Here is a 26,314-nt window from a genome sequence, read left to right as displayed (position 1 = left end):
GAGCTAGCAAGGATTTTCATCTAGAACGCTCAAAAAAAGGGGGGACGTTCCGTGAAAGACAATCTCATGACTACTCGGCGCTTTGCGCCGCTCTTCTGGACCCAATTCCTGTCGGCCTTCAACGACAACTTCCTGAAGAACACGCTCGTCTTCCTCATTCTCGCTCAGATGGCGGCAAACGAGGCGGCATCGCTCGTCACACTTGCGGGCGCCGTCTTCATGGCGCCGTTCCTGCTCTTTTCAGCACTTGGCGGCGAGCTTGCCGACAAGTTCGACAAGGCCATCATGGCTGAACGGCTGAAACGGGTGGAACTCGCGGCCGCAGCCGTCGCCGTCGTCGGCATCGCGCTCTCCTCGGTCACGGTGCTGATGGTGGCGCTCTTTCTCTTCGGCGTCATCTCGGCGCTCTTCGGGCCGGTCAAATACGGCATCCTGCCCGATCATCTGCAGCGCAAGGAGCTACCACGCGCCAATGCCTGGATCGAGGGTGCGACTTTCATCGCCATCCTCGCGGGCACGATCGTCGCCGGCCTTGCCGCCGCAGAAGGTGTCAATCCCTGGGTCTTCGGGCCGATGATGCTCGGGCTCGCGGTTGCATGCTGGATGTCGAGCCGCTTCATTCCCCGCGTCGGCGCAAAGGCACCGCAGCTTGTTGTCGAGCGCAACATCTTCAAGTCGACCGGCCGCCTAGTCAACGCGCTTCGCGGCGACACCCGCCTTTGGCGTTCGGCCCTGATGGCCTCCTGGTTCTGGCTGGTCGGCGCCATTGTGTTGTCGCTGCTGCCGCCGCTGGTGAAAGACCATCTGGGCGGCGGCGAAACGGCGATAACCGCCTATCTCGCCGTCTTTGCGATTGCCGTCGGCATTGGTTCGGCGATCGCCGCCTGGATGTCGGCCGGCCGTATCGTGCTCCTGCCGGCGCCTTTGGGCACGCTGATCATGGCGCTGTTCGGCTTCGATCTTGCCTGGAGCGTCGCCCATGTCGAGGCAATCGGCTCAGCCAAAACTCTCTCGGCCTTCTTCACTGGCCCCTACACCATTCGCATAGCCATCGACCTCGCCGGCATGGCCATTGCCGGCGCGTTCCTCGTCGTCCCGACATTTGCAGCCCTGCAGGCCTGGGCTCAGGAAGACCAGCGCTCCCGCGTGATCGCTGCCGCCAATGTGCTTTCGGCCGGTTTCATGACGGTTGGCGGCGGTCTCGTCGCCGGGCTGCAAGCCGCCGGCACGTCGATGTCGGTACTCTTCCTCGGCCTTGCCGTCGTGAATATCGTGGCTGCTTGGGTGATGCTACGGACCCTGCCGACCAATGCTTTCCGCGATTTCGTGTCCATCCTTTTCCGCGCTTTCCTGCGCCTGGAGGTCGATGGTCTCGACAATCTGAAGAAGGCGGGTCGTGCGCCGATCATCGCGCTCAACCATGTCTCTTTCCTCGACGGTGCACTGGCGCTGGCGCTCACCGACGAAGAGCCGACCTTCGCGGTCGACTACGCCATTGCCAAGGCCTGGTGGGTGAGGCCCTTCCTGAAGATGTGCAACTTCCTGCCGCTCGATCCCTCGAAGCCGATGGCAACGCGCACGCTGATCAAGACCGTCAACGCCGGCGATCCGCTCGTCATCTTCCCCGAAGGTCGCATCACGGTCACCGGCGCGCTCATGAAGGTCTATGACGGTGCAGCCATGGTCGCCGACAAGACCGGCTCCATGGTTGTTCCGGTTCGGATCGACGGCTTGGAGAAAAGCTACTTCTCGCGCCTTTCTTCCCTTCATGTCCGCCGTCGCCTGTTCCCGAAGGTGAAGGTCACTATCCTGGAGCCCGTCCGCCTCTCCGTGCCGGAGGGACTGAAGGGCCGCAAGCGCCGTATCGCTGCGGGAGCCGAGCTCTACCAGATCATGTCGATGCTGATGTTCCGAACGACGGATACAGATGTGACCGTGCTGGAAAAAGTCATCGAAACGGCCCACGAGCGTGGCTTCCGCCGACTTGCCGTGCAGGACCCGCTGACTGGCTCACTTTCCTACGGCAAGCTCCTGACCGGAGCGGCGGTGCTCGGTGCGAAGTTCCAGGCCATGTTCCCCGAGAGCAGGACGCTCGGCGTGCTGCTTCCCAATGCCAACGGCTCCGTGGCAACAATCCTCGGCGCCATGTCTGCGGGCAAGGTACCCGCCATGTTGAACTTCACCTCCGGGGCGGCCAATATCCTTGCGGCATGCAAGGCTGCCGAGGTGCGCCACGTCCTGACCTCGCGCGCTTTCGTGGCCCAGGCCAAGCTCGGTCCGGTGGTCGAAGAACTGTCCAGGACGGTGGAGATCGTCTGGCTTGATGATCTACGCCAGACGATTGGCCTTGCCGACAAGCTCCTGGGCCTCCTGCGCAAGGGAAAGCCGCTGGCGCGACGCACCGCGGACGATCCAGCGGTAGTCCTTTTTACCTCCGGCTCGGAAGGCACGCCGAAGGGCGTGGTGCTGACGCACCGCAACATCCTTTCCAATGCCGCGCAGGCAGCTTCGCGCATTGACTTCCATTCCGGCGACAAGGTGTTCAACATCCTGCCGGTGTTCCACTCGTTCGGCTTGACGGCTGGCACCATCCTGCCGCTCGTTTCCGGCGTGCCCGTCTATTTCTATCCGTCGCCGCTGCATTACCGCATCGTTCCGGAGCTGATCTATGCGTCCAATGCCACTATCATCTTTGGTACCGATACGTTCCTGAACGGCTACGCGCGCACGGCTCATCCTTACGACTTCCGTTCCATCCGCTACTGCTTTGCCGGTGCCGAGCCGGTCAAGGCCGCGACGCGCGCCCTCTATATGGAGAAGTTCGGCGTGCGCATCCTCGAAGGCTATGGCGTAACCGAGACCGCACCGGTGATTTCGTTGAACACGCCGATGTTCAACAAGGCGGGCAGCGTCGGCAAGATCATGCCCGGCATGGAGTACCGGCTGGAGCCCGTGCCGGGTGTCATCGACGGCGGTCGACTGTTCGTTCGTGGCGCAAACGTCATGGCCGGATATCTGAGGGCGGAGAACCCCGGCGTGCTCGAGCCGACGCCCGACGGCTGGCACGACACCGGCGATATCGTCACGGTCGACGAGGACGGCTTCATCTTCATTCGCGGCCGCGCCAAGCGTTTTGCCAAGATCGGCGGCGAGATGGTTTCGCTTGCCGCGGTCGAAGCACTGGCCGGTGAGCTCTGGCCCAGCAACCTGACAGTCGTTGTCTCGCTTCCCGACAGCAAGAAGGGCGAGCGCCTGGTCATGCTGACTGACGCACCGGACGCAACGCGCAGCACCTTCATGAGCTTCGCGAAGAGCAAGGGTGCGATGGACATGATGATTCCCTCCGAGGTGAAGGTGGCCCCGGTGCCCGTGCTCGGTTCTGGCAAGGTCGACTTCGTCAGCGCTCACCGCCTGCTGGCCGAGCAGGCGAAAGCTCAAGAGGCTGCCTGAGGCGAAATGGGCGAAGCCGGCTCAGTCCGGCTTCAAGCTCACGACAAGCTCAGCCGGCGGCAAGCGGAATTTGGGAAGGGTCGAAGGTGCAGGGCCGACGCGCAGCACGTTGATAAGCCGGTGGTCGGCGGGAAACATGAAGCGCTTCGTCAGAATGTCGGCGGTCCGGTCTGTATCCGCCAGCGCCGCCATTGGCCAAGCTGCAAGGCCGAAGCGGGTGAAGCCCAGCCAGAAGCGATAGAAGGCCCGTCCGGACGCAACCGGTGTCTCTTGGGCGGGCCGATGAAAGAAGAGGCAGGCCGTCGCCGTCATCGTCTTTGCCGCTTCCGTCACAAGGGTCTTGCCAAGCCCGATGCGATCCGCGAGCTCGAAAAGCGGTGAGCCGAGCACGCGCCCGGCCACGGCACCCTCAAACGGTCCCATGCGTAGCGCCTCCAGATTGAGGCCGTCGAAACGATAAGCGGGATGCGCGGGCGACAGGCGCATCCATGCGACCAGTTCGTCGCGGAACGCACGATCCCGCATGATCGACAGGCTTGCCTGATCGTTGAGCGTGGCAAGGAAGGAAAGGTCGTCATGCCCGCAGGCGTGCGTCACGTCGCCGGCTTCCGCCGCCCAGCGTTCGACGGCAGCGGCCGTCTCCGGTGACGCCGGCGCAAAGGGACCACGCCAGGTAAAGCGCTTTTCGATCCAGTCGCCGAGCTGCGGTACAATCGCTTCTCCATCAGGGATGAGGCGTGCGACCAGCCGGTAACCGTGCCGCCAGGAAAGGATATTGTCGTTCCAGAAGTCTTCGACCACGGTGCCGGTTCCACGTGCGGCAAGCGCCATCACCATGCCTTCGAGCGCGGCGCCACAGGAAAGGCCCAGGTCGCGCCCACTGGGATCGCCGATCTGCAGTTGCCGTGACAGATCCGCGACCAGCAGGATGCGACCTACATCGTCCAGCGCCCAACGGGCCGGCTGGGTGTTGTGGACGGATGGCGCCAGGTTCGCCAAGCCTGCGAGATCTGCCAGGGCGGCGGCATCGATCCGTTTCATAAGGTCTTCCCGAACAGGTGCAGCCGGTGCAAGGGGCGGGCGCCGGCCCTTTCGGCCTGCCGCAGGCTCGCCACGTTCGCATCGGCGATCCAGGTGCCGCCAGCGTTTTCATATCCGGCCCGCTGCATTTGACCGAGCATGTGGGCGAGCATGAGCGGATTGAGACCGCGCCCCTGGTGCGCCGGCTTCACCCCCTGGAAGATGACGACGGCGCGCCTTCGCCGCAAACGGTGCTTTAGGAGATGCCAGGGAGCACTCAACCCCAGCCGTGACCCCATCGCTTTCAGCATCGGGTTGACATCGGGTATGGCGATCACCGAACCAACCGGCACGCCATCTTTCTCGACCACCGCCGAAATGCGCGGGTCCATGATCCACTTCATCTCCTTGGCCTGGAATTCGTACTCCGCGCGGGTGACGGGTACGAACATCGGATTATCCGAGAAGCTTTCATTGAGGATCAATCGCGAGTCTTCCAGGCGCTGGCCGAGCGTGGCACGACGGATCGGAGAGAAGCGAAAGCCTTCTTCGTGGAGGGTCTGCAACTGCCCCTTGCCCAGCAGCCCGGCCGTCGTCGATGCCCCGACATCGATCTCGAAAGTGCTCATCGGAAAGGTCGCCGAATAGCCTGCGGCCTCCAGGAGCCGCGGGAGGTAGGGTGGCCCCCATATCTGGTCGGTATAGGGTGCATTCTCGAAACCGCCGGTCATGATGCCGACCTGCTGCATGGCGGTCAGATTGAAATTGCCGAGGAGTTCAGTGAAGCCCCGCGCCCTTGCCCAGTCCTCCGCCCGTTCGAGCAGCGCGGCGGCTACCCGCCCGTCATCGCTGCAATCGAAATAGCCGAAATAGCCTCGCGCCTGGCCGAACCTGGCGTTCGAGGCACGATGAACGTGTGCCGTGATCCGCCCGCGCACGGCAGCACCTTCATGAGCGGTGAAGAAGGCGAAGTCGGCGGCCGTGTTGAAAAGTGGGTTCTGTTCGGCGGACAGGAACCGTTTCAGGTCGCCAAACATCGGCGAAACATAGGGCGCCTTCTCGCCGTAGATCTCGAATGGAGCCGAGAAGAAGGCCTTCAGGTCGCCTTCGCGAATCTCAATCATGACCCGCACTCCTCTGCGAAATGAGAAAGGCCATGCGTTGCACGACCTTCAATTCCGTCTCCGCGCCTGGCGTTGCTGAGATGGAGGGCATATTGAGGGCGACCAATCGGAAGGGGTGAAGCGACGCAAGCATCACATGCGTTGCCTCGTATTTCTCCAGCAGCCACGCAAGCTGTTCGGAATCCGTTTCCGGCAGGTCCTGGATTTGTGCAGCACGCAGGAGCGGTCGCTCTAAGAAGAGCGTCTTCAGCGCCGGCAGGTCGAAATCGACGAGTTCCGGTTCCCCGAGTTGCAGTGCGCCTTCGACAAGCGGGTGGTTCTGCAACTCCCGCAGGAAGCCCAGCGGGTCATCGATACGGTCCTCTGCCAGATGGCGAATGAGGCTTTGCCGACGCTGCTCGGCCCTCAGAGTGATGCTGTCCTTCCATATGACCCCGAGCAGCGATGCGCAGACGACGACAGTTGCTGTGCGCACCAGGGCGGCGGTGCCGAGCCCGTTCTCGATACCGATTGCGAGTGCTCCGACCAGTGCGACGGAGAGCAGGATGACGAAGGAGGCGAGCGTGTCCCTATGGCTGACGGTGCGCTGACCCAGACTGATCAACAGCCAGCACAAGAACAGCACCGCGACCCCGCCCAATCGCACCGGCATATCGATGTATGGGGAACGGAAATCAGTGACGAAGAGCGGCAGGATCAGAAGCAGCGACAGCGCCACCCGGTCGACGGCCTGGTTCTCGGCCTTCGATAGGCTCGCCCGATCGCGCGTAACCGCCATATGCGCGGCGAGCGCGAAACTGACGAACTGATAGGCAAACAACATGACCGAGCGCCAGGGCTCGGCGAAGGTGGCTGGTAGCAGTGCGAGAACAATGAAGCTCGCCGCGCCTCCTGCCGCGATCCATTTCGTTAGCTTCGGCGCATGGCGCCGAAGCAGGCCCTCGGCAAGGATGATCGTCGCCAATGGCACCAGCCCGGCGGCCATTACCGTTGCAGCTTCGAACACGTAAAGCCCCGTCCACCAGGAAAGGACACGGCTCGCCATCAACAGCGAAAGCACGCGCAGCCCGAAAAGGAAGCGGCGGGTGAGTGGGCTTGTTGCGTCGAAGTCGTGGATGGCGCCGATCAGGATCAGCAAGCCGCCGAGGGCGGCGAGCGAGACAAAACTGTCGGCGATGAGGGAGGGGCTCATGATCTGTATGCCTAAGACGCCGCAGCGGTCATTTGCGAGAGATAGCGGCGTACGATCGGCCGGAGTATCGCTGCGACGAGCGGATTGCGCGGATGCTCGACACGACCCGCATGCGGGTTAAAGAACCATCCGCGATGGTCGGCGCCGTGCGGCGTGCCGAGGATCGCACGGATCCCTTCATAGGCCATCAGCATACCCGTGGTGATCACCATTGGAGCGAAGGACATGCGGCTGCGCTTGCCGGCAACCACCTCGCCGGCGAGCGACAGATCGATGTAGTGCCGGGACGACGAATGGACCATCACGTATTCCGCCTCGCTTTGGAAGGCAGCGGCCCGCTGGGCGGTCGTCAAGGCGTGCCAGGCGGTTTGCACTGTCGGGTAGCGCAGCCGCTCCTCCGGCATCGGGTCCTGCGGACGGGTCACATAGATGGAGGGTAGGGGGGAGGCATAGGCATCGATCACTGTCGTGCCCTGCCTTCGCGCCGTCCGGTAAAGAAGCAGACTTGCGCCGAGATCGTCCGTGCCGTTGACCACCACGTCCGCATCGGCGACCAGATCCTCCACGTGGTCCGTCCACTCCGGGCCGAAGACTGTAACCGCCAGACCCGGGTTGATCTTGAGGCACAGGTCGCGGGTCGCCTCCGCCTTCATTTGCCCGATCGTATCGGCAAAGCAGAAGACCTGGCGATTGAGGTTGGACGTTTCGAAACGATCGATATCGGCGAGTACGAGGCGGCCGATGCCTGCGCGCACGAGCGCCTGGATGCAGGCGCCGCCCATCCCGCCGGTTCCGCAGACGAACACCATCGCTTTTGAAAGGCGCTCCTGTTGCGCTTCGCTGACGAAGCCGATGTTGCGCGTCGTGAAAGTCTCGTAGAAGGACATTTCGCTCATCGGATGAAGGGCCTCAATATGCCCCATTGCCGCTTGCTGTCGGCCCAATGCAGCACCGGCAGGAACAGTCGTTGCATGAGGATGACGAAGCTCGCGACCGCGAGCCTCCAAAGAGCGTTGCGCGGCACACTTTCGAGGAGATAGCGCTGCGCGGCATTGAGATCGAGTTGACCGATCTGAATGAGGTCGTCGCCGCGTTCATAGTCGAGCTCGGCGGCGCAGAAATCGTTGTATTCTGCCTTGCGGTGTTTCGGCGCTACCTCGAACGTCTTCTTCAGGTTGTCCGAACCGCCGGTATAGGCATTGGTGATGACGAAGCGGTCTGCATCGAAGCCGGCCTCGGGACCGACGCCGAACACATGACGGTGCGAGGCCATGATTTCGGTCGCAATCAGATGCTGGCGCAAGGACCGCCGTGCGCCACGCGTCGGTGCTGGAAAAACGTTGCTGAAGGTCTCGGCCACCATGCCGGCGACGGCTGGAACCTGTGTCACGTTGGAAATCCACAACGGGCGGAGCTGGTTGCGCACGAAGAGAAGAAAACAGGTAAGGCCGTAGAGGACCCAGGACAGACCCTGACTGCGCACCGCGGGATCGACCATCACAAGTCCCAGGTGGAGAACGTCGGCGGGCTTGCCCGATAGGGAGAGGCCTATCACCGGTAACGCATTGAACGCGACCGGCTGTCCGTCCGATATCCGGTATACGAGCGTGACGATCGTTCGATTGAGCACATCCTCGCTGTCAGAAAAGACTCCGTAATCCAGGCTTCCATCCGGAACCGACCGGCGTGCAACCGTCCGAAGATCTTGCCGCAAGGCGGTGATTTCTCGCGCTGACATCCAGAGGCCGGGAAACTCGACAATCCGCGCGCGAAATTCGGCTGATGTCCTGAACTTGAGGTCCATTCGCTTCTTCAGGATGATCGCCAGCAGATTATACAACGGGTCAGGTCCAATGATTCACGGCTTCGCAATGCGCGCGCGGCGGCCGCATGCATCTAATTCTTGCAGCCGATAGGAAACAATTCGTTTAAGGTGGTGGCCCCAATTACAATTTGCGATGGAAATCTAGCTTTGCCCGCAAGGCCGACGACGGCTGCATACTTCTACGACGTCGACTAAGCCGTTCGCCTAAGGAGCAAAACGGCTTCTATCGTGCAGTCGATGTTCTCGTTTTTTGCTCAAAGAATCGCATGCATCGACCGGAACGATGTCAAGAAGCCCCGCCATACTGCTTGGCTTATTTCGGCTTTCTGCCAGCCTTCATCGGGTCTGGGGCCGCGGCGGATTCCGGGCGATTTACGAACAGCTCCGAGATGTCGACGCCCAATGCTGCGACAAGTCGATCTAGCAGTTCAACCGAAGGGTTGTATTCACCGCGCTCAATGCCGCTAATTGCGGTCCGGTCCACATTCGCATCCACCGCCAGATGCTCCTGCGTGATCTTCTTCGAAGACCGTATGTGCCGGAGATTCCAGGCTATGCGCGTACGAGTGTCCATAATTTATGGCCACCACCTTGCGTGGCATTAATCCATAGAATATATTCGACATATTTCTTAAAAGGAGTGCTTCGCAGCGGCATCGCCCGCGCGCGATTGCGACGGACCCTGCGCATCGATTGGAGAATGGACCCATATGGAACTTCGCCAGCTGAGCTATTTCGTGGTGGTCACTGAGGAACTGCATGTCGCTCGGGCGGCAGTACGGATGCGGCGACTACCCTTTCTCAGCATCCCGCATCAGTTGGTAAGGGTCGGCGCCAATCGCCCGACTGACTTTCACGAACTCTGCAGGATCCAGGCGCCGTTCGCCGAGTTCGAACTTAGACACGAACGTCTGTCGCTGCCCGATCCGCTCTCCGAGTTCGACCTGCGTAATGTTTGCAGCTTTTCGCGCAGCTACGAGGCCATCGATCATTCGACCATAAACGATTGCGTGAAATGAGGACAATTTCGAGCGCCAGCTAGAGAAAACCGACGCAATGAATAAAACCGATTTTCGGATACCCCAAAATAGGGTATTCATGGTTGCAGCGCGACGGAGTGCTCGCGTTTTCAACGCGCCAGTTGAAAGGAATCGACATGGAACTTCGCCAGCTGAGCTATTTCGTGGCGGTTGCCGAGGAGCTGCATTTCGGTCGGGCGGCAGCCCGGGTGCATATCGCCCAGCCGGCCTTGAGCTGTCAGATCCAGTCGCTGGAAAAGGAACTCGGCGTTCGCCTGTTGGAGCGCTCGACCAGAAAGGTCGAACTGACCAGGGCAGGGGAGATTTACTACGATCGCTGTGTGCGGATCCTGGGCGATGTCGACCTGTCGGCCGAGGTGGTGCGCTCGGTTGCCGGTAAGGCGAGGCGCAAGATCCGGATCGGAACGGTCTATCCGGCAACGATCGGTCTGCTGCCGGCGTTCCTGGCGCGCATCGGCCGCAAGTATCCCGATATCGAACTGCATATATCAAGCGGCTCGACCAACGACATCATCCGTGGACTGGAGAACGGCCAGATCAATCTCGGCTTTATCCGCCCGGTCGAAAACATCGGCTCGCTCAGGTTCTTCTCGATCGCGCATGAGCGCTACCTTCTGGCTTTGGAGAAGAACAGCGCGTTGCTCGCCCGAAGCGAGATCGGCATCGAGGACCTGAAGGGTGAGAAGATCATCTCGTTCTCGCGTCAGAACCTGTCGTATACCGAGCGCTACTTTACTGAAAAGTTCGAGGAGCACGATCTGTCGAAGAACGTCGCCTATACCTGCGACGACACCTTCTCTTTGGTGTCGCTGGTATCGGCCGGTCTTGGCATCGGCTTTGCGCCGGAATGGACGCTGGATCTTCCCAACCGCAATTTCGAGCTTCGGAAGGTCCGGGGTGTCGACTTCAGGATCGGGCTTGGGGTCGCCTGGTCCAAGGACGACCCGACGGCCGCCAGAGACGATATCATCGATATCGCCCGGTCGCTGGTGAGGCAGGGCAGGTGAGGGCGCTTGTGCTCGACGGCTGGGCGCGGGTGGTCGCTCCTGTTGCGATCCCTCGGGCAAGCGGAGCGGTTTTCAAGCCTCATGGCGGGAGAGCCCCACCTTGCAGACTACAGAGGCGTCAAAGTTGCAAAGACACGCCGGTCTACTGGGTTGCTCGATCGGAGGCGTCTCTTGATGATGCCGGACAGGGAATCGATAAAGGAAAGTGCTGCAGATCCTTGGGGACCATTTCGCCTCGAAATAATGCTGAGGTCCCGCGGTGAAAATCTCTCCTCGAGATCCAACAATACCGTGCGGCCGTAGAAAGGGGGTACAGCCGTCATGATGCTTGGAACCCAGGTGCACATATCTGCCTGCTCAACGAGTGTCTGAGAAAGCAACACGGAGTGTGCCAGTACAACGCGCTTTTCATCCAATGTCGCGCCATGTCGCCAGAAAACCTCCTGCATCAGGCCATCGCGTCCGTCAGGGGCGTAGTTCAGCAGCCAGTCCTGATCCAGCAGTTCGTGAATGGACTTGCATCCCTCTTTCGCATGACCTCGACGAACCATGATGCCCGTCTCGTAACGAACCAACGGCTCAATCAAAAACTCCTGAGCAGACATCGCTGGCGATGCCTGGCCTATGGCGAGATCCATGTAGCCGTCGCGAAGAAGTGGTTGCGTGATCATTACGAAACTGTCGAAGAATTCGAGCCTGACATTCGGCATGCGTCTTCTAAACTCGGTAACGACCTCCGGCAGCAATGTCAGGGAAAGCCACGGCGTTACGGCAATGCAGAGCCGTCCCTCAATTTGACCACGCCGAATGCTCATCTGGCTCTCCGCCTGCCTGAGCTGATTGAGAACGAGACGAGCGTGGGTCAGTAAAGCATAGCCGTGATCGGTAAACTTCAGGCCACTTGGCGAGCGAACGAGCAGCGGTAGCTGCTGTTCGGCTTCCATCTCCCTCAAGGCCCGCGTTACAGCGGGTTGCGATATCCCCAGAAGGCGCGCTGCGGCGCGGATACTGCCGGTGTCGGCGCTGGCAACCAGAGCCTCGAGTTGATGCAGCTTCATCCGACCTCCGCTGATAACGATTGGTTATCACCATAATAAACTTTTGTCTCCCGCTCAATGCAAGCATTCACTAGATTGCTAAGCACTGCCTCACGGGCAGAGGTCGGGAATTCTCAGCGGCGGAGTGGTGGATGAAGAACGCGATCGTGTTGCCAGGGATTTCCGATTTCCAATCTGAAGCGATCTCGATTCGCAGACAGATTCACGCTCATCCAGAGCTGGGCTTTGAGGAGTTCGCGACGAGTGAGCTGGTCGCCAAGCTGCTCGCCGAATGGGGCTATGAAGTTGCGAGGATCGCAGGGACTGGCGTTATCGCAACGCTGCGCAATGGTGAGGGGCGGTCGCTCGGCATTCGCGCCGATATGGATGCGCTGCCGATCGAGGAAGTGACGGGACTTCCCTATAGCAGTACCGTTCCTGGAAAGATGCATGCCTGTGGTCACGATGGTCACACGGCGATGCTTCTCGCTGCAGCCAGGCATCTGGCGCAGTCGCGAGACTTCCACGGCGCTCTCCATCTAATTTTTCAGCCGGCCGAAGAGGGCCTTGGGGGAGCCGCGCGGCTGTTGGGAGAGGGGCTGTTCGAGCGGTTTCCCTGCGATGCTGTCTTTGCCATGCACAACGTCCCAGGCCAACCGATCGGCACGTTCGGCTTTCGCAGCGGCGCGTTCATGGCTTCCGCCGATACGGTGACGATCCGTATCATTGGTCATGGCGGACATGGTGCTGTTCCACACAAGGCGGTGGATCCAGTCGTTGTCTGCTCGGCGGTCGTCATGGCGCTTCAAACAGTGGTCTCACGCAATGTCGATCCGCAGGACGCTGCGGTAATCACGGTTGGATCAATTCACAGCGGAACGGCGTCGAATATCATTCCGGACGCGGCCGAGATGTCTGTAACGGTGCGCTCGCTGTCACCGGAAGTCCGCCGCGAAGTCGAGGCGCGGATCTGTGGCTTGGTGCACGCGCAGGCGGAGAGTTTTGGGGCGAGAGCCGTCATCAATTATGAGCGCTGTCATCCGGTGCTTATCAATCACCCGGTCGAGACGGAATTTGCCCAAGCCGTCGCTCGGCAATGGCTCGGTCCGGAGGCATCAATCCTGAACGCGCACCCGATCATGGCCAGCGAAGATTTCGCCTTCATGCTGGAGCGCTGTCCTGGGTCCTACATCAATATCGGCAACGGCGAGGCGAGCCACCCGCTGCACAACCCGAGCTACGACTTCAACGATGAGGTATTGGCGATCGGGGCGACCTATTGGGTCAAGCTCGCCGAGCGGTTTCTCGCAACGCCCGCTCAGTCCGACATCACCCGACGCACGCGAGGCATCGCAGCACAGCGCCCATGTGCTGCGACCGAGTAATCGGTCCGGTTCGGGCGAAACCAACGAAAACCAAACTGGGGAAAAATCATCGTGTTCAAGATCATAGCAGCATCTCTCATACTGCTTTCCGGCTCCGTCGCGGCACATGCCGCGGATCGAACCGGACAGACGATTAAACTGGGCATCGATCCAACTTATCCGCCGCTCGAGTTCAAGAAGCCGGACGGGAGCCTGACCGGTTTCGGGGTTGAGATCACCGAGGCCATCTGCGCCGAACTACGCGCCAAGTGTATCTGGGTGGAGAGCAGCTGGGACGGCATCATTCCTTCGCTGCAAGCACGCAAATTCGACATCATCGCGTCGTCGATGACGATCACGGAGAAGCGCAAGGAGCAGATCGCCTTCTCTGACAAATACTCCAACGCGCCCTCGCGCCTGGTCGCAAGACGGGGTTCCGGTCTGGAACCGACGCCGGAATCGTTGAAAGGCAAGCGGATTGGCGTCCAGCAGGGGTCATCGCAGGAGACCTACGCCATGGCCGTATGGCGGCCTGCCGGTGTGGAAGTTGTCGCTTACCAGACGCAGGACCAGATCTATTCCGATCTCGGATCGGGACGTCTCGATGCATCTTTGCAGGCGTCAATCCAGGCAAGTGACGGCTTCTTGAAGAAGCCTCAAGGGCAGGAATTCGAGTTTGCTGGTCAGGATATGAACGACCCGAAGTACTTCGGCATCGGCTCGGGTTTTGGGCTCCGCAAGGAAGATGCGGAACTGCGCGAGGACGTCAACAAGGCGATCGCGGCCATCGTCGCTGACGGTACCTACAAGTCAATCAATGACAAGTACTTCGACTTCGACGCCTACGGCGGACAATAAACGCGATAGCGATGTTCCTGCCTGGTCAACTCGCCCTGTGCAATCGTATCGGCTGCACAGGGGTAAATCCCGCGTTGCCGTGGCCATTCACGACGCGCTTACGAAAAGAACAGACATATGGCCCTCGACGGATATGGTCCCCTTGTATTGGCCGGGTTGCTGACGACGATTGAGCTCGCCGTTCTGTCGATCGCAGGCGCATTCTTTGTTGGCATCGTCGGGGCAAGTTGCAAGCTGTCGTCCAGACGCTCGCTACGCCTTGCAGCAACCGTTTATACGACGGTGATCCGCAGCGTACCCGATCTCGTCATGATGTTGCTTCTCTTCTACAGCCTCCAGATGTGGCTGAACGAAGTTACCGATCGCCTCGGTCTGCATCAGATTGATATCGATCCGTTTGCAGCCGGTGCGATCACACTCTCGTTTATCTATGGTGCTTACTTCACGGAAACATTCCGAGGCGCGTTCCAGGCCGTCCCGCGCGGACAACTCGAGGCGGCGGCGGCATATGGTATGACGCCGTGGAAAACGTTCTGCAGGATCTTGTTTCCGCAGATGATGCGCCATGCCCTTCCAGGCATCGGCAACAATTGGCAGGTCATGATCAAGGCGACCGCACTGGTTTCGCTCATCGGCCTCAACGACTTGATCAAGGTTACGCAGGACGCGGGCAAGGCGTCTTCCAGCTTCTTTTTCTTTAGCATTCTGAGCGCGGCCATCTTCCTTGGGCTCGCAACGGCGACAAATGTCGTCGTGTTCATGCTCGAGCGATATTTCTCAACCGGCGTCAGGAGGGTAGGCGCATGATTGAGATCCTGCAGGAGTACTGGAAGGCCTATCTGTTGACCGATGGCTACCGGATTACCGGCGTCGCCATGACCTTGTGGCTCCTTGTTGCCTCCATCGTCCTTGGATTCGTTCTGGCGATACCGCTTTCGGTGGCACGAGCATCGGCCAATCCATACATCCGGGTTCCGGTCTGGCTCTACACCTATGTGTTTCGAGGCACGCCCCTCTATGTGCAATTGCTGATCCTCTACACCGGTTTCTACAGTTTCAGCTTCGTACGGTCGGTGCCTCTTCTCGACAGCTTTTTCCGCGAGGGGATCAACTGTGCGATCCTGGCATTTGCGCTTTGCACCTGTGCTTACACGACCGAGATCTTCGCCGGCGCCATCCGCGCCGTGCCTCATGGTGAGATAGAGGCGGCCCGGGCATATGGCATGTCGGCATTTACGGTTTACCGGCGGATCGTCCTTCCGTCAGCCCTCAGACGCGCACTGCCAGCCTACAGCAACGAAGTGATCCTTGTCCTGCACGCGACTTCGATCGCGTTCACTGCGACCGTGCCTGATGTTCTCAAGGTTGCCCGCGACGTGAATTCGGCGACCTATGCCTCTTTCGAAGCCTTCGGTATCGCCGCCGTTCTCTATGCATCGATCGCATTCACTCTCGTGTGGCTGTTTCGTCAGCTTGAAGGCAGGCTTTTGGCATTTGCGAGGCCTCACACGGGCCTGAGTGGCGTAGGGCAGACACTGGTGTGAGCACCGTGCTCGATCAATTGGGACAGTCTCACGAAAATAACGAAGGGTCGGAGTTGGTCCGCCCTCACAAGGGAGGGTGCTTATGGTGAACGGTCAGGAGGAGTTGGAGGGGAAATCGATCGCGGTGGCGGTCGGGAACCTGCACAAAAGGTTTGGTGCCCTGGAGGTTCTCAAAGGCGTCAATTTGAACGCATTGGAGGGCGAGGTGGTCTCGATGATCGGGGCCTCCGGATCCGGCAAGAGTACGTTGCTGCGCTGTATCAACCTACTTGAACTTCCCTCGCAGGGAACAATCGAGGTCGCCGGCGAAAAGCTGAAACTTCAAGCCAATCGCGACGGAAATCTCCACCCTGTCGATCACCAGCAGCTTCGACGCATCCGGACGCGCCTGTCCATGGTATTCCAGGGGTTCAATCTTTGGCAGCATATGACGGTTCTGCAGAATGTCGTGGAAGCGCCGATCCACGTGCTCGGCATTTCGCGTGCGGATGCGCGAGAGAAGGCGGAACACCTGCTCAACAAGGTCGGTCTTTACGAAAAGCGACACCAGTATCCGGCCTATCTCTCCGGGGGGCAGCAGCAGCGGATCGCCATCGCCCGTGCCCTATGCATGGATCCCCGTGTCATGCTTTTCGACGAACCCACGTCGGCGCTCGATCCTGAGCTCGTCGGAGAAGTCCTGAAAGTCATCCGGGACCTTGCGGAAGAGGGACGAACGATGCTTCTTGTGACCCATGAAATGAAGTTCGCCAGAGACGTTTCGAACCATGTTATGTTCCTTCACAATGGAATCGTTGAAGAACAGGGGCCACCTGAACGGGTGTTTTTCCACGCTGAGAGCGAGCGTTGCCGCCAGTTCCTGTCGCGCTCGCACTGACATCTAGGGAGGGCTGCTAGACAATTGGAAACCAAGCAGCTTTCTTACTTTGTTCTCGCTTGCCAGTATAGAAACCATGCAGAGGCGGCCGCAGACGCAGGCATGTCGTCTTCGGCGCTTAGCGAAAACATCAGTCAGCTCGAGCAGGACCTCGGGATCAAGCTTTTTCAACGGGGGCCCTTGGGGCACTATCCGACTGAGGCGGCACGATGGCTGTATCAACGCGTCGAGCCGATTTTGCAAAGGATCGAAGCGGCCGAAGACGGCACATACGCCGCTATCCCTGCGCCAGCACGCCGCTTGGAGGTTTCGACCCCTCTCCAGTTCACGCTGGGGCGTTTGTCCAGAGCTATAAGCCTTTCCGTCAGATATCTGCGAAAGGAGCACCCGCAGGTCATTCCACGCGTCCGTTTTGATGTGCCGATTGAAGAGGACCAATCCGATCTGCCCGCTCACGTGGCTATCCGCTACGGTGACGATAAGACCCCTTACGAAGATGCATTGCTTTATCGCGATGATTGGATCGCTGTCACCAACTATGAACGGGCCGGCGAGCCGGGCCGCAGCCTGGACTTTGATGCACTCCGGCGGTTGCTGATCCTGGCGCCACCGCTTTTGCCGGCGCAGCGCAGACTGGTTCGCGCCTATTGCGCGGCCCATGATCTTCCCGAGCCGATCGCAACTGCCGAGGATGTTGGAACCTTTCCTTATCTCTCCCGCGAAACGCGCGCTTGGGCTATGCTTGCACCACGTAGCCTTGTCGCCGTGGGCGCTTCGCGCCTGCAGCTCGATTATGCGGTTTTGCCGGTCGAACTCAGCAGCCCTGTCGTGGCGCATGTCACAGGCACCGCGCAACCGGCGAGAACATTCGTCGACCATCTTCAGCGCGTTCTGTCTTCGCCGCCGAGACCAGTGGTCTACGACCCGCGGATCACTTTGCGGCAGATGCGCTATTTCCTGGCATTGATGGACCAGCTCAACGTTACAGCCGCCGCTCGCAAACTTCACGTCGTCCAGCCGGCATTGTCCAGCCAGTTGCGCAAGCTCGAGGCGACGCTGGGGGTCAATCTTTTTGAGCGTCAGCGGACGGGCCTGAAGCCGCTGGCAGATGCCCACGGCTTAGCGGGGCTTTTCAGAGATGGGGTTGAAGCATGCGACCAACTCGTTGTGCAGGCCAACAGGATCGCGCCCGGCGACGCTCAGAAAATAACCATTGGTGTCGTTCCTCTTGCGACGCATATCGGCCCGCTTTCGGAGGCACTTGCCGCGGCAATCAGCGAATGGACCGGCCAGCATGCGGCGATCAAGCTACAGCTTGTCGAGGCACCGGCCACGGCACTTCATCGTTGGGTAGAGGCTGGCGAGATCAGTTTCGCCATCGTTGAAACGCAGGTGTCACGATCGTCACAGCTCGATCTGCGTAATCAGGATCGTATGGTGGTGGTCACCAAATCAGTCGATGCCATTCTTCCGCCTGGCGACGTCGAATTGGCAACGTGCACGACGCTACCGCTGATATTACCAAGTCCTGTGTTCGGTCTTCGCCAACTGCTGGACCAGGCCGCAGAGAGCGAAGGCCTGGCTTTCGCGCCTGACATGGAGATCAACTCCATTGCCATGATCCTTGCGCTCGTCCGCCGAATGCGGCTTGCGACTATCCTTCCTGAGACGGCCATCCAGAATGTGGCGCGTGCCGAGATGTTTCAGATCAACCCGATCGGTAGTCCGAGCATCTATCGGCGGTTATCGATCGTTTTCTCGACGGACCGAAGCCTGACCGATGCGGAGCGCGCGCTCGTGGAGCTTCTCAAAATGCGCTTGGCCGATGCAAGCCGAGAGGAGGCTCACCCGCTTGAACCTGGTTTGAACGACTAAGTCGCAGCGCGAATACCTCACACGGCCATTATTCCTTCCAGCGCTTGACCACGCCGACGTCCAGATCGAAGAGGTCCAGCGCGCGCCCGACGGTGTGATCGATTATGTCTTCCACAGTCTCAGGGCGGGAATAGAACGCTGGCACCGGCGGCATGACGATCGCACCCATCTCGGTCACCGACACCATATTGCGGCAATGGCCCAGATGAAGAGGTGTCTCACGGAACATGAGGACGAGCCTCCTTCTCTCCTTCAACATCACATCCGCGGCTCTCGAAACCAGTGTGCCGCATGCTCCCGATGCGATTTCACCCAATGTCTTGGCCGAGCAGGGCGCAATGAACATGCCTTGGGTGCGGAAGGAGCCGCTTGATATCGCAGCCGCGACGTCGTCGTTGGAGTAGACATGATCGGCGCGGTCCCGGATGTCTTTCACCTTGATGCCGGTCTCGTAGGCGAGGGCCACCATCGCAGATTTGGACATGACGAGGTGTGTCTCGCAGTTCAGCTCGCGCAACACCTCGAGCAACCGGATTCCGTAGATATGGCCAGAGGCGCCCGTGATCGCCACCACGAAACGCTTCCTGGGCTGAGGCACGACAAACTTGCGGCTCGCGCTGGTCGCGTCTGGGACAAGGTTCTCAGTAGTCATCAAGCTGCCTCCTCACACTTTCGTAGATATCCGAAGGCGGCTTGACGAATTCCGATCGTCCACCCGGTTCGCCGTCGCCGGGGCGCGTCGTGGCGACCATTCCGATCTTCGTGACAACGAGGTCTTCGTGGACGGGATCGCACCGGTCGGCCTTGACCCCGGGCAGAACGATCAGGTCCTCGTGGCCGCGGAAACGTGCAGCGAGCGACCATTCGACCTGCTGCCAGTCTTCCGGATCGGCGTCGTCTTCGACGGCGATCACGAGCTTCAGAAGATTGACGCACCCCATCGCAAGCAGGATAGCGCGCTTGCCTTCGCCGAGCCTCGGGCGCCGCATCGATATGACTGCATGCAACCGGCCCATGCCGCCGTCGGTGATCACAACGCGTTTCACGGCCGGAATGGCACGTTGCAGATCACGTGTGAGCGTTGCCCCAATCGAGACCGCCCCCATGAGGCAGTGTTCTGCTGCATAACCAGGCAGGATCGCCTGATAGATCGCCGACTTTCGATGGGTGATACAGGTGACGTCCACTCCAATTCCGGGTCCGTAATAAACATAGAAGCCTGGGAATTCGGAAACCGCCCCCTCATCGATCAGGTCATCGGGCCGCAAGCGCCCTTCAATAACGATCTCGGCGTGCGCTGGAACTTCGACGTCAACCGTGCGGCATCGCACGAGCTCGATCGGCTCGCCCAGTAGCGCACCGGCAGTGTCGAATTCGTCATCACCGAGGTCGAGGTATAGCTGTGAGCCAAGAAGCACGGCCGCGTGGTTGCCGATGGCGATTGCAATTTCGAGGTCGCGTCCGAGGTGCTTGGCCTTCTCCGCCAGTTGGGCCAAATGGTGGTTCTTGGCGATACCGGCCATCATGCGTTGACCACCCTCGAGACGGAGTCGAGCAATCGAGACGTTGCGGCGGCCGGTCTCCGGATCTTTCGCGATGATGACGCCTGCTGTGATGTATGGGCCACCTTCCTTCTCGAACCAGTGTGGGACTGGCAACAAGGCGCCCACATCGAAGGGCGGCTTATGGGTCACCTCCTGCACCGGGGCACGATCAACCAGAAGCGGTTTGATCGGCGCGCGCAGCGCAGACAGGCAGAACGCATCGAGTTCGGCGGCATCTATACCCAGGGCGAGGGCATACCTCTGCCTGTTGTTGTAGAGATTGCCGACGACCGGCATGGTGTGGCCGCGTACGTCCTCGAAAAGCTGTGCAGGACCGCGGTCGCGCAAGCTCAGGACGGATGCAATTTCAAAGCGGCTATCAACCTCGCGTACTACGCGGTGCAGCTCTCCTCGCTGTTCAAGTGTTGCGAGAAAGCTACGCATACTTTGATCAGGTCTAGACAATAGCTTCTCCCGAACCCTGCTCTGGTTCTGTGACGAGGTCGAATTTTAGGATGGCGTCGTGGATAACGGCGGCGCCTGCTGCAAGACTATCGCGCTCGGCCCACTCTTCGGGCGCGTGGCTGCGACCCTCGCGGCATGGAACGAAGACCATGGCGCTCGGTGCGATCCTCGTGAGGAAGGCCGTGTCGTGTCCGGCTCCTGAGGCCATGGTCCGGCTCGACAAACCAAGGGAGATTGCACTCTCTTGGAGCATCGACCGAAGCGTGTCGTCGCATTGAGCCGGGTCGCTATCGGAGAGGACCTTCCAGACCGGCCGACCGATCCCCAATTGGTGTGCGATCGCACGGGTGCGTTGGTCCAATGCGGCTGTGAAGTGTTGCGTGAGCGAATGGTCTTCGGCACGGATATCTACGACGATCCTTGATGCGCCGGGCACAACATTGGCGGCGTTGGGTTGTTGTTCGACGATGCCGCAGGTGGCCACGAAATGTCCTTGTCCGGCCAATGCGTCCTTGGAAGCTCTGTCGGCCACGAAAGACACTGTCATCGCCGCGGCAAGCCCGGCATCGCGCCTCATGGTCATGGGTGTGGTGCCGGCGTGGTCAGCACGGCCCTCGAAAGCGATCTCAACCCGGGCGATTCCGACGATAGCGCTGACGATGCCAAGGTCTATGCGGCTCTCCTCGAGCACTGCACCTTGCTCTATGTGCAACTCGAAGCAGGCAACGACATCGCCGCGGACCGCATCGGTCAAGCGCTTGGGATCACCTCCGACACGCGCGATCGCTTCGCCAAGGCGTTCTCCGGTGGGATCCGTAAAGTCGAGCTGATCGCCGGTCAGCATTCCGGTCATTGCGCGACTGCCCACGCAAGAAAGTCCGAACTCGGACGGCTCTTCGGCGAGGAAGTCCACTACCTCGACGGCATGACGAAGTTTTCGGCCGGCTTGGTGCAGCGACCGCGCAATCTCAAGTGCAGCAATAACGCCGGCGACGCCGTCGAAGCGACCGCCAGATGGGACGGTGTCTGAATGCGAGCCGATTATGATCGTTCCGGCAGTCGTATCAGAGCCCTCCAGCCTTCCGATCAGGTTTCCCCCCGCATCGATGCGAACTGTCATTCCCGCATCCTTGAAGCGCCGCGCGAGCCATTCACGCCCCTCGATGAACAATTTCGAAAACGAGCGTCTCGTGTAAGGTCTTTCGGGCTCGGTGATCGTCGCGAGGTCCATGAGATCGCTCCACAGACGCTCGGCGTCGAGGGGCATATTCCTTCCCAATCTTATCGCGGCGCTCATATCAAGATCTCCCGCGAGGGCGTGATGAACTTGCCTGCTCCGGGGTGAGCCAGGACCTGCGTGCCATCGAAAACCATGTGGCCCCGCTGGAAGGTCGCAACCGGGCGGTGCTGGATCTCGAGCCCTTGGTACGGGCTCCAGCCAACAACGTTATGACCGCTTGCAGCCGGATCATAGCGTCTGGGGTCTTTGGCCATGACGACGATATCGGCATCGCGACCCGGCTCGAGCGCTCCCTTCCGGTGTCCTATTCGAAACAGTCGCGCGGGATTTGCTGCGAGCAGCCGGGCGGCCCATGTCGGGCTCAACCCGCGAAGCAAGAGCCCATCGAGAAGCAGCGAGTAGAGAACTTCAAGGCTCGGTGCACCGGATGCATTCTTGAGCATGTCGGGGTCGCTTTTGCGATCCTCCGACCAACTGACGTGATCGGTCGAGACGACAGTCACGCCGCCAGCGGCAAGGTGCCGCCAGATCGCCTTGAGCTCGCTGCGCGGTCTGATCGGAGGGTTGACCTTGGCCTTGCCGCCAAGGCGCGACACGTCGTTTTCCTCATCGAGCACGAGATAGTGGATACAGGCCTCTATCGTCGCATCGAACCCGTTTGTCCGATGGTTTGAACACAGCTCATAGCCACGACCGATCGAGCAGTGCACGATATGCGCCGAGCAACCCGTTGCAGCGCCGATCTCGTATGCCTCAGCCGTGGCCAGTGCTTCGGCGATCGCTGGCCTTGCCATGCCATGCGCGCGATAGTCGCTGATGCCCAAGGCTTGGACGTCGGCGTCAGCAGCGCGCACCATTTCATCGTTCTCGTTGTGAACGCCTGCAGCCAGCCCGTGGCGTGCAATTTCGGCGAAGCACGCATGCAATGTCTGCGGAGGTATGCGCGGAAAGCGCTCTGGGTGTGTTCCGAATGTTGAGAACTTGAAAGCAGCCGCTCCGGCGCCGACCATCTGGGCAATATGCTTTGGCCCGTCATTGGGATGGACGGTGCCGTAGAGCGCAAAGTCCACGCGCGCCTGTTGCCCGGCTTCCAATGCCTTTTGGGCAAGCCGCTCGGCGTTGCAGATGAGATTGCCGTCGTCATACGGCATATCGACGATTGTGGTTACGCCACCGGCGGCGGCTGCGCGTGTCGACCAGATGAAATCCTCCTGACCGGCCTGCGAGCGCGAATGCACCTGTGAATCGATGGCGCCGGGAAGAATATAGGCATCTTCGAAGTCGTGCCGCTCCTTGCTCGACGCTGGGGGAATACCCTCGCCAATGCGTTCGATGATGCCGTCGCGCACAGCGACATAGCCGTTCTCCCGGACACGATTGGCGTCCACCACGCGGCCAGTTAGGATCAAGTCAAAATCACTCATAGCGTCTCCTCAATGCCATGAGCATGCGCAGGCAGGTCGTCTCTGGATAATTGCTTTGTCCGAAGTCGGCTATCGCCGGACCCGAATTCGCCGAGGCGCCGAGGCGATCTGACGAGGATGTTTGCTATTTGAGAGCGCGGTGGCCCCGCAGGTCGCAAATCTGTTGGGCAGTTCGCCGTCCGCTATGGCTCACTTCGCCATTCCTGTTTGGACGGAAGCCTTGCATCCCAGCAGGGTTGCGATTGCAGGGCGCATTCGGCACGGGCACTTGGGGACTGGTACAAGCCGCCGCTGCCGCCATCACCATAAGCAAAAATAAGAGGGAGCATTGTCATGAGCAGCATCACATCTGGGGCGGAGGCCTCAGATCGCAAACAGGTCATCGCTGGACGCCGGGCTGTTGTCGCGGCATCGGTCGGGAACGCGCTTGAATGGTACGACTTCATCATCTACGCGTTGTTCGCCGTCTATATAGCCCAGAACTTCTTTCCTGGGGGCGACCAGACGACGGAACTCGTCAAGGCATTTATCGCGTTTGGTTTGGGCTTTATCATCCGTCCGCTGGGCGCAGTTCTGATTGGCGTTTACGCGGACCGCGCCGGTCGGAAAGCGGCCCTGACGCTGACGATCATGATCATGGCGCTTGGCACTCTCGTTATCGCCGCCGCGCCCACCTATGCCGCCATCGGGATTGGTGCGCCACTCCTCCTGCTGGTCGGCCGGATGCTTCAAGGTTTTTCCGCGGGCGGCGAACTCGGCGGTGCAGCCGCTTTTCTCGTTGAGCATGCCCCTGAGGGAAAGAAGGGCAAGTACGCATCATGGCTGCAGGGAAGCATGGCGATCTCCAATATTCTCGCCGCACTTGTCGCATTCACGGTGACCGCTCTGCTCACGCAGCAGCAGATCGGTGAATGGGGATGGCGCCTGCCGTTTCTTGTCGGACTTCTCATCGCGCCGGTGGGTATCTGGATGCGCCGCACGCTCGATGAGACGCCGCATTTCCGCGAGGAGATTGCTCGTCAGAACAAATCCGGCGTGACCGAACGACTGCCGCTAAAGGCGGCGTTCGTGGAGTTCTGGCGGGAACTGCTCAAAGGCACGGGAATGTGTGTGCTGTGGGGTGTGTCGACCTACACGCTCGTCATCTTCATGCCGATCTATATTCAGCGCAGCTTCGGCATGAGCGGCTCGGACACCTTCCTTGCTTCCCTTATCGGCAATGTATTCATGTTGATCAGTTGCGTCGTGGCGGGAAGCTTGTCGGACGTTGTTGGACGCAAGAAGATGCTGGTCGTGGCAGCAATCATCCTTGCGACGGCGGTCCATCCGTTGCTTTGGCTGCTGCACATGTCGTCGACGCTCCCCACGCTGATCTTCGTGCAAACCGCGTTCTGCATCATGGTCGGCCTCTATGTCGGCGTGGCACCGTCGGCCCTTTCCGAGATCTTCCCGACACGCGTTCGGTCGACCGGAATGTCTCTTGCCTACAATACCGCTACGACAATCTTTGGCGGTTTCGCACCCGCTATCCTCACATGGCTCTCCCAAGGCGGAGGAATCTATGCGCCAGCCTGGTATATGACCGCAGCGGCGGCATGCGCGTTGTTGGCTATCGCCACGTTGAAGAGGCCGGTCGGGTAAACATGCCGGCCGCAACGCCGAGCGGCTGGGAGCATTCGCCGCCGTAGCGCAAGGCGCTGATAGCGATTCTCTCTCTACGGTGACGCAGGCAATGATTGGCTGGGGGGAGGAGATGGCAACGACGACATGGAAGTCGGTATTGGCAACGCAACCTTCGTAGGCGGTGAGGGGAGCGGCGCCGCGGGTTAAGTCCCGGACTGATCGTGTCGTCGGTTCCATGTGTAGGGTTCGGTTTGCGGCCATCCCGCCGGTGAGTCTTCCCAGAGTTCCTGGCGACCATACGATCAGAGCATTCAAACGCGCCCGGCCGTTGCGGAAATATCGGAACGCAGGCAGCGGATATAGGCGCAGAACATATCGGACATGGCATTCGCGTATGCTGCGATTTCCGCGTCGGTCTTCGGCTCGGCTGAGAACTCCTTCCCGACCGCGGTCATGGTCGTCATGACGAGGTCGCCGGCCGTGGCCCGGACCGCCGCGGAGGCATCCGGAAGAAGCTCGGACATGAACGCCTCGATGACCGTGTCATCCGCCGCCCGCGCGTCCTGCGCTTCCGGCGCATCCCGGTAAAGCGGGGCGGCATCGCTAAGTGCCACCCGAACGGCAGCTTCCTCGCATTCCGAACGGATGAAGGCCTGCACGAGGCTACGGAGCCGCTCGAGCGGCGGACGGGACCGGTCCGTCAGGATGTCGCCCAGGAGATCCGATGTCTGCCGCCACTCATCGCTTTGCAGACGGAACAGGATAGCCGCCTTGTTGGGGAAATACTGGTAGAGAGATCCGACGCTGACACCTGCCCGTTCGGCCACCCGCGCGGTCGTAAAACGCTGCGCACCCTCCTGCGCCAAAACCTGAACAGCCGCCTGAAGAATGGCGGCGACAAGCTCGTTCGAACGCGACTGTTTGGGCTGTTTTCGTGTGGAAATACGGGGACTTGCGCGATCAATCATCGGGACCTTTTGCAATGCGATTAGCAAACGCGACGAATTATTCGTATTTTTAATTCGAAAGCAAGTCATCGCAGCGAACCAAGGATTTTCCGATGAACACTCTCAAGGACATACGCCTTGCATCTCTTCTCGACCGTCTCTTCGACGAAGCGGATGCCGCCACCAGCCCGGCCTTGGCAGAACTCTCCCACGCGGAGCGCGACCGCCTCATGCACAGCAAGACGGAGTATCTCGACTTCTACAGCCGCATGAAGGATCTTTGGCTTCCCGTGTCCCGCCAGACCGGCGAATTGCTCTACATGCTGGCCCGAAGCAGCGGCGCAAGGATGATCGTCGAGTTCGGCACGTCGTTCGGCCTCTCGACACTCTACCTCGCGGCAGCGCTCCGGGACAATGGCGGGGGGCAGCTGATCACCAGCGAGTTCGAGCCGTCGAAGATTGCAAGGGCACGACAGAACCTGGCTGACGCGGGCCTCATCGACCTCGTCGAAATCCGCGAGGGCGATGCGCTGGCGACGCTGAGTATGGATCTTCCCGAAAGCATAGATCTGCTCCTGCTCGATGGCGCGAAGCCGCTCTACCCGGAAGTCCTTTCACTGGTCGAGAGCCGTCTGCGGACCGGGGCACTGGTCGTTGCCGACGATGCGGATCATTGCCCGGACTATCTCGATCGCGTCCGCTCGACTTCGGGCGGCTATCTGTCGACACCGTTCGCCGACGACATCGAGCTGTCGATGCGCCTGGCCTGAGCCTGCCAACGTTCAACTGCCACCAACCCAAACCGAACATACAACGGAAGGGCCGTCCCAATGGGACGGGCCCCTCAATGGAGAATTG

At 60.2% G+C, this 26,314-nt stretch carries 23 protein-coding genes; 10 read left to right on the top strand and 13 right to left on the bottom strand.

Annotation, left to right across the window (positions count from 1 at the left end):
* The first annotated feature begins 51 nt into the window (after positions 1-51).
* The gene (locus BKP54_RS02505; RefSeq protein ID WP_025430563.1) at positions 52-3,450 is read left to right on the top strand and encodes an acyl-[ACP]--phospholipid O-acyltransferase; all 3,399 of its coding nucleotides are present in this window, start codon (positions 52-54) and stop codon (positions 3,448-3,450) included.
* Positions 3,451-3,471: 21 nt separating this feature from the next.
* Here the strand turns inward: BKP54_RS02505 and BKP54_RS02500 are convergent, their stop codons facing one another.
* The 7 genes from BKP54_RS02500 to BKP54_RS02470 form a co-directional block, all read right to left on the bottom strand.
* Positions 3,472-4,491 carry a hypothetical protein gene (locus BKP54_RS02500; RefSeq protein ID WP_084814199.1) on the bottom strand — a complete coding sequence of 340 codons (1,020 nt, stop codon included), beginning with the start codon at positions 4,489-4,491 and terminating at the stop codon, positions 3,472-3,474.
* Positions 4,488-5,594, bottom strand: coding sequence for a GNAT family N-acetyltransferase (locus BKP54_RS02495; protein WP_025430561.1), 1,107 nt, complete (start codon positions 5,592-5,594; stop codon positions 4,488-4,490). Before BKP54_RS02495 ends, BKP54_RS02500 begins: the two co-directional genes overlap by 4 nt.
* Positions 5,587-6,786, bottom strand: a complete 1,200-nt coding sequence (locus tag BKP54_RS02490) for a hypothetical protein (RefSeq protein WP_084814198.1) — start codon at positions 6,784-6,786, stop codon at positions 5,587-5,589. Before BKP54_RS02490 ends, BKP54_RS02495 begins: the two co-directional genes overlap by 8 nt.
* Positions 6,787-6,797: 11 nt before the next feature.
* The gene (locus tag BKP54_RS02485) at positions 6,798-7,709 is read right to left on the bottom strand and encodes a ThiF family adenylyltransferase (RefSeq protein WP_245317775.1); all 912 of its coding nucleotides are present in this window, start codon (positions 7,707-7,709) and stop codon (positions 6,798-6,800) included.
* Positions 7,679-8,626 (bottom strand): hypothetical protein, encoded by a 948-nt coding sequence (locus BKP54_RS02480; RefSeq protein ID WP_245317774.1) that lies wholly within the window; start codon positions 8,624-8,626, stop codon positions 7,679-7,681. Before BKP54_RS02480 ends, BKP54_RS02485 begins: the two co-directional genes overlap by 31 nt.
* A gap of 298 nt (positions 8,627-8,924) precedes the next feature.
* Positions 8,925-9,185: a helix-turn-helix transcriptional regulator gene (locus BKP54_RS02475; RefSeq protein WP_084814195.1), complete on the bottom strand. Its 261-nt coding sequence runs from the start codon at positions 9,183-9,185 to the stop codon at positions 8,925-8,927.
* Between the two features lie 217 nt (positions 9,186-9,402).
* Positions 9,403-9,603 (bottom strand): helix-turn-helix transcriptional regulator, encoded by a 201-nt coding sequence (locus BKP54_RS02470; protein WP_192433684.1) that lies wholly within the window; start codon positions 9,601-9,603, stop codon positions 9,403-9,405.
* A 164-nt stretch (positions 9,604-9,767) separates the two neighbouring features.
* On the opposite strand from BKP54_RS02470, the gene BKP54_RS02465 reads away from it, so the two are divergent.
* On the top strand, positions 9,768-10,658 hold the full coding sequence (locus BKP54_RS02465) for a LysR family transcriptional regulator (RefSeq protein ID WP_084814193.1): 891 nt from the start codon (positions 9,768-9,770) through the stop codon (positions 10,656-10,658).
* Positions 10,659-10,765: 107 nt separating this feature from the next.
* Here BKP54_RS02465 and BKP54_RS02460 read toward each other — a convergent pair whose 3' ends face one another.
* Positions 10,766-11,716 carry a LysR substrate-binding domain-containing protein gene (locus tag BKP54_RS02460; RefSeq protein ID WP_084814192.1) on the bottom strand — a complete coding sequence of 317 codons (951 nt, stop codon included), beginning with the start codon at positions 11,714-11,716 and terminating at the stop codon, positions 10,766-10,768.
* 131 nt (positions 11,717-11,847) lie between these two features.
* Between BKP54_RS02460 and BKP54_RS02455 the strand changes: the two genes are divergently transcribed.
* The 6 genes from BKP54_RS02455 to BKP54_RS02430 all read left to right on the top strand — a co-directional run bounded on the left by BKP54_RS02455 (position 11,848) and on the right by BKP54_RS02430 (position 18,213).
* Positions 11,848-13,080 (top strand): M20 aminoacylase family protein, encoded by a 1,233-nt coding sequence (locus BKP54_RS02455; RefSeq protein ID WP_084814191.1) that lies wholly within the window; start codon positions 11,848-11,850, stop codon positions 13,078-13,080.
* 51 nt (positions 13,081-13,131) lie between these two features.
* Positions 13,132-13,917, top strand: a complete 786-nt coding sequence (locus BKP54_RS02450; RefSeq protein WP_025430552.1) for an ABC transporter substrate-binding protein — start codon at positions 13,132-13,134, stop codon at positions 13,915-13,917.
* Positions 13,918-14,034: 117 nt separating this feature from the next.
* The gene (locus tag BKP54_RS02445; RefSeq protein WP_084814190.1) at positions 14,035-14,724 is read left to right on the top strand and encodes an ABC transporter permease; all 690 of its coding nucleotides are present in this window, start codon (positions 14,035-14,037) and stop codon (positions 14,722-14,724) included.
* Complete coding sequence (locus BKP54_RS02440; RefSeq protein ID WP_084814189.1) at positions 14,721-15,461, top strand: ABC transporter permease; 741 nt, start codon at positions 14,721-14,723, stop codon at positions 15,459-15,461. The genes BKP54_RS02445 and BKP54_RS02440 overlap by 4 nt, the downstream gene beginning before the upstream one ends.
* Before the next feature lie 82 nt (positions 15,462-15,543).
* Complete coding sequence (locus BKP54_RS02435) at positions 15,544-16,338, top strand: ATP-binding cassette domain-containing protein (RefSeq protein ID WP_084814188.1); 795 nt, start codon at positions 15,544-15,546, stop codon at positions 16,336-16,338.
* A 24-nt stretch (positions 16,339-16,362) separates the two neighbouring features.
* Positions 16,363-18,213 (top strand): LysR family transcriptional regulator, encoded by a 1,851-nt coding sequence (locus tag BKP54_RS02430; protein ID WP_084814187.1) that lies wholly within the window; start codon positions 16,363-16,365, stop codon positions 18,211-18,213.
* Positions 18,214-18,241: 28 nt separating this feature from the next.
* On the opposite strand, the gene BKP54_RS02425 is transcribed toward BKP54_RS02430, so the two are convergent.
* From BKP54_RS02425 to BKP54_RS02410, 4 genes are read right to left on the bottom strand one after another with little or no spacing between them, the layout of a single operon-like run.
* Positions 18,242-18,865, bottom strand: a complete 624-nt coding sequence (locus BKP54_RS02425; protein ID WP_084814186.1) for a UbiX family flavin prenyltransferase — start codon at positions 18,863-18,865, stop codon at positions 18,242-18,244.
* A complete protein-coding gene (locus tag BKP54_RS02420) occupies positions 18,855-20,201 on the bottom strand; it encodes a UbiD family decarboxylase (RefSeq protein WP_084814185.1) in 1,347 nt (448 codons plus the stop codon). Before BKP54_RS02420 ends, BKP54_RS02425 begins: the two co-directional genes overlap by 11 nt.
* 13 nt (positions 20,202-20,214) lie before the next feature.
* A complete protein-coding gene (locus BKP54_RS02415; RefSeq protein WP_198956814.1) occupies positions 20,215-21,501 on the bottom strand; it encodes a Zn-dependent hydrolase in 1,287 nt (428 codons plus the stop codon).
* 14 nt (positions 21,502-21,515) lie between these two features.
* Positions 21,516-22,886: a dihydroorotase family protein gene (locus BKP54_RS02410; RefSeq protein ID WP_057216542.1), complete on the bottom strand. Its 1,371-nt coding sequence runs from the start codon at positions 22,884-22,886 to the stop codon at positions 21,516-21,518.
* Positions 22,887-23,219: 333 nt separating this feature from the next.
* Here BKP54_RS02410 and BKP54_RS02405 point away from each other — a divergent pair, with 333 nt between their 5' ends.
* The gene (locus BKP54_RS02405) at positions 23,220-24,527 is read left to right on the top strand and encodes an MFS transporter (protein WP_084814183.1); all 1,308 of its coding nucleotides are present in this window, start codon (positions 23,220-23,222) and stop codon (positions 24,525-24,527) included.
* A gap of 293 nt (positions 24,528-24,820) precedes the next feature.
* Here the strand turns inward: BKP54_RS02405 and BKP54_RS02400 are convergent, their stop codons facing one another.
* Complete coding sequence (locus tag BKP54_RS02400; protein WP_084814182.1) at positions 24,821-25,477, bottom strand: TetR family transcriptional regulator; 657 nt, start codon at positions 25,475-25,477, stop codon at positions 24,821-24,823.
* A gap of 92 nt (positions 25,478-25,569) precedes the next feature.
* Between BKP54_RS02400 and BKP54_RS02395 the strand changes: the two genes are divergently transcribed.
* Positions 25,570-26,226, top strand: coding sequence for a class I SAM-dependent methyltransferase (locus BKP54_RS02395; protein ID WP_084814181.1), 657 nt, complete (start codon positions 25,570-25,572; stop codon positions 26,224-26,226).
* Positions 26,227-26,314 lie beyond the last annotated feature (88 nt).

This window comes from Ensifer sp. 1H6 (assembly GCF_001976035.1).
In the GTDB taxonomy this organism is placed as follows: Bacteria; Pseudomonadota; Alphaproteobacteria; order Rhizobiales; family Rhizobiaceae; genus Ensifer; species Ensifer canadensis.
This window is presented reverse-complemented; position numbering and strand designations above follow the sequence as displayed.